3 protein-coding genes and 1 pseudogene are annotated in these 3,465 nt (G+C 54.7%); 3 read left to right on the top strand and 1 reads right to left on the bottom strand.

The genetic code is table 11. The features are described 5' to 3' along the window. Positions 1–87 precede the first annotated feature (87 nt). Entirely contained in the window at positions 88–879 is a 792-nt protein-coding gene (locus ACR0E2_RS20615) for a protein kinase domain-containing protein (protein WP_480447750.1), read from the top strand. 87 nt (positions 880–966) lie between these two features. Next, positions 967–2,367, top strand: coding sequence for a peptidoglycan-binding protein (locus ACR0E2_RS20610; protein ID WP_480447749.1), 1,401 nt, complete (start codon positions 967–969; stop codon positions 2,365–2,367). A gap of 120 nt (positions 2,368–2,487) precedes the next feature. Here ACR0E2_RS20610 and ACR0E2_RS20605 read toward each other — a convergent pair. Next, positions 2,488–2,724: pseudogene (locus tag ACR0E2_RS20605) on the bottom strand (IS6 family transposase); the annotation flags it as partial. An 86-nt stretch (positions 2,725–2,810) separates the two neighbouring features. Between ACR0E2_RS20605 and ACR0E2_RS20600 the strand changes: the two are divergent. Beyond that, the coding region (locus ACR0E2_RS20600; RefSeq protein WP_480447748.1) for an IS6 family transposase at positions 2,811–3,465 on the top strand (655 nt) is incomplete at its 3' end.

The raw sequence follows: 3,465 nt of genomic DNA, 5'->3' as shown, positions 1-3,465 counted from the left end.
GCTTAGATCCTTCCTTGCCAGCAGCCGTGTCAATGATCTGACTGATGATGATAAAACGCTCATTGTTGCGGCTCGAAGCGTTCGATAATGAAATCTCGCCTTTCCACCCCTTCCGGTCATTCCATCACCCTCGGCGCTGAGCTCGGTAGGGGCGGGGAGGGTACTGTTTACGAGGTGGTGGGTTCGCCGGACCTGGTGGTCAAGCTTTACACCGATGGGCGGGCGGACGACCGGCGGACCAAGATCGAGGCGATGGTTGCTACAGGGCTGCACCACCAGGCCCCGCACATCTCCTTCCCGATCGAAATTCTGCTGGATGAGTCCCGCAGATTCGTGGGGTTCACAATGCGCCGCGTTCGGGGCGCCCGGCCGATCCACCAACTCTGGAACAGTCGGGACCGTCAGGAGAAATTTCCCGACGCCACGGTATCCTTCATGGTACGCGTGGCTGCGAACGCTGCTCGGACGGTCGCAGAGCTTCACCACACCGGCTGTTTGATCGGCGATATCAACGAGTCCGGTTTCCTCGTCACCGACCACGCAACCGTGATCCTGATCGACAGCGACTCGATCCAATACTCGGTCAACGGCCAGGTCTTTCCCTGCGTCGTCGGCACGCCCGAGTATTTGCCACCTGAGCATCAAGGGATCAACCAGCGCAATCTCGGCACGCGCGGTTCGAACCATGACAACTTTGGCCTCGCGGTGATGATCTTTCGGCTCCTCATGAGCGGCGTGCATCCGTTCCGGTGTGTTTGGAATGGGAGAGGAGATCCTCCTGCCCCGCCCAAATGGATCGAGGAGTTCCGCTATGCGTACGGGTCAGACAGCAGTCGGCTGAAGGTTGCGCCGCAACCCACCGCACCACCGGTGGACTGACTCCCCGACGATGTGCGGGACGCATTCGAGCGCGCCTTCGGGAGATCAACTGCGCGACAGCGGCCCACCGCCCAAGAGTGGATCGACATGCTCGACCGGTTCGAGAAGGGCCTCACGCAATGCCGAAAATCTCGCTTCCACCATCATCGCAAGAGTACCCGCAGCTGCCCGTGGTGCGAAACCGAAAAGAAGCGAGGTCGAGAGCTCTTTGGCAAGACGAAAACCAGTTACCAGCAGACTCCATTTCGCGGAGCTGGTTCGCATGGTCCAACAGGTCCGAGTGTCGGACCAGCACCGGCCAGTTCCCCGCCAACACCTCCGCTTCGACAGGTTGCCAACAACGGCCTCCGAAACGCCATCCTCGCAATCATCGGTATCGCAATCGCCTCACTATTTGTGTTCGGACGTGATCAGAGCCAGGACACCGCTCCACCACAAACAACATCGAAGCAAGCGAACTTCCGGATCACGGCCAACAGCCTCGAAAGCATATCTGCCGGCCTTATGCTGACCAGATCTCCGATGGGGCGCTTCAGTTTTGCTGAGGCATTTCAGAGATGCGCAAACCTTAATTTTCTAGGTCATAATGACTGGCGAATTCCTAGTCTCGACGAGATGCGTGCGTTTGGGAATGCGCCACGAGAGCTTAATACTCGACTTGCAGACATATTTGGTGGAGCAGAAATTTGCGGCTCACATAGAATGGCCACTTATCTATTTCTGTCAAACTACGAGATGCGCGGGCAGTATCGCTACAGCTATGTAATGCATTGTTCATATGGTCAGATCGATACAACGATACACGACGCCGCCGCTGTTTGTATCAGGAGTACATCATCTGCGGTTTCTCCCAGGCCTCAACCGACCCCACCACCGTCTTCTGCAACAGATAGGATTTCGACGACCACGGGCACCTCGGGCATCCAAAGAATAATCTGCCCAAAGAATAGCCAGACACTATCGAGATTGGTTTGCGGAAATCCCGGGGTGCGACAATTATACAACTCCTTGAATGCGAGCATTTCAAAGCGAATTGATCTGGAAGCTGCATCGTCGCGGCCAACCGTTGTTTCTGAGTGTAATCGTTGGCACACGCAACTCTTTAGCGCCTGTGCGTCCAACTCTATCACGACGGCATGCCGCCAAACGTTGCTCAGCACGTTGGGAGCTAGGCTCAACAGGGATCTCGCGAGAGCCGCTTTCCTCGAAAGACAGAGATCACAAGAACCTACGTTGGATGAAGTCTCACCGACACCCAACGTCGAGACAGTCAGGAGAATTCAACAGCGCTTGGCAGACCTGGGGTGCGCGCCCGGAGCGGTCGATGGCATCGTCGGAAGGAAGACGATTTCAGCTATCGAACGCTTTGCGCGTGCCAATGGCCGTACGTGGGACCAGCCCGAAAGCCGATTGAACGAGGTCCTTACTTTCGTTGATCGCCCATCAACGACGCGTTGCCGTCAACACACTTCTTCTTCAGCGCCCTAGCTGGGAAGTTGGAACGGACAAGGTACTTGTCGCCAACTCTTGAACCACAATCGGTCGACTAGGCTGGACGGCATTGCCAACTTGTTTGCGTGTGATTGAGAAATGTAAGGCCAGTTCCTATCAGACGTTCATTTCGGTAACATAACTGTTCCAGAGGCCGAAAGCATCGGTTCTGGCGTGACGGTATGAGACGGTGGAGAGTTGATAGCGGCGGGGTCGAAAAACGGTGTTGATCTGGTCGTGAGCGGCAAGGAACCTTTGCGCTTGCTTTGGCGACTTGAAGCGTCCCATGAGCTTTTCACGCTTTCGAGTGGGTCTGTGTGATCCTTCGTTCCGATTGTTTAACCCTTTGTGGGATGTGTCGCAAACTTTGAACTGAGATTGACGAGCACTCAGTTTTCGCAGTCTGTTCCCGTCGAATAGGTTTCGAACAGGTTTTTAGTTTGATCTCTCTGAAAGGCTGCCACTTTCCCAAGGATGCAGATCTTTACGCTGTATATTTCTATTTGCGGTACACAGTGTCGTATCGTGATTTGGAAGAGATCATGGCCGAACGCGGCGTGCAGGTGGACCACGCTACTCTCAACAGGTGGGTTGTTAAGTATTCGTCGATGATCGCCGCGAGCGCGCAATCGAAGAAGCGACCAACGCTGAGTTCTTGGCGCATGGACGAAACCCACATTCGTGTGCGCGGGAAGTGGATGTATCTTTATCGAGCAGTTGACAAAGCGGGAAATACCCTTGATTTCATGCTATCTGAGCGACGTAATCGTCCAGCAGCCATCAGGTTCTTTGCCAAAGCACTGTCGTCAAACGGGATCCCAAACAAAATCGTCATAGACAAGAGTGGCGCAAATGCAGCTGGCATTCGAGAAGTGAACAGGATCCTGAAGCGGTTCGGGTGCTCTGCGAAAGTACAGACGATTAGGTCCGAATACCTAAACAACATGATCGAGCAGGATCACAGATTCATCAAACGACGCGTGCGGCACATGTTTGGGTTTAAGTCGTTCAGATCCGCCTCAGCTACTCTGGAGGGCATTGAGGTCGCCAACATGATCCGCAGCAGCAATTCCCCAGCATTACCACGTCGGGCTT

Source organism: Ruegeria sp. A4, assembly GCF_056543025.1.
The sequence above is the reverse complement of the archived record's forward strand: the minus strand, read 5'-3'. Positions and strand labels throughout refer to the sequence as shown.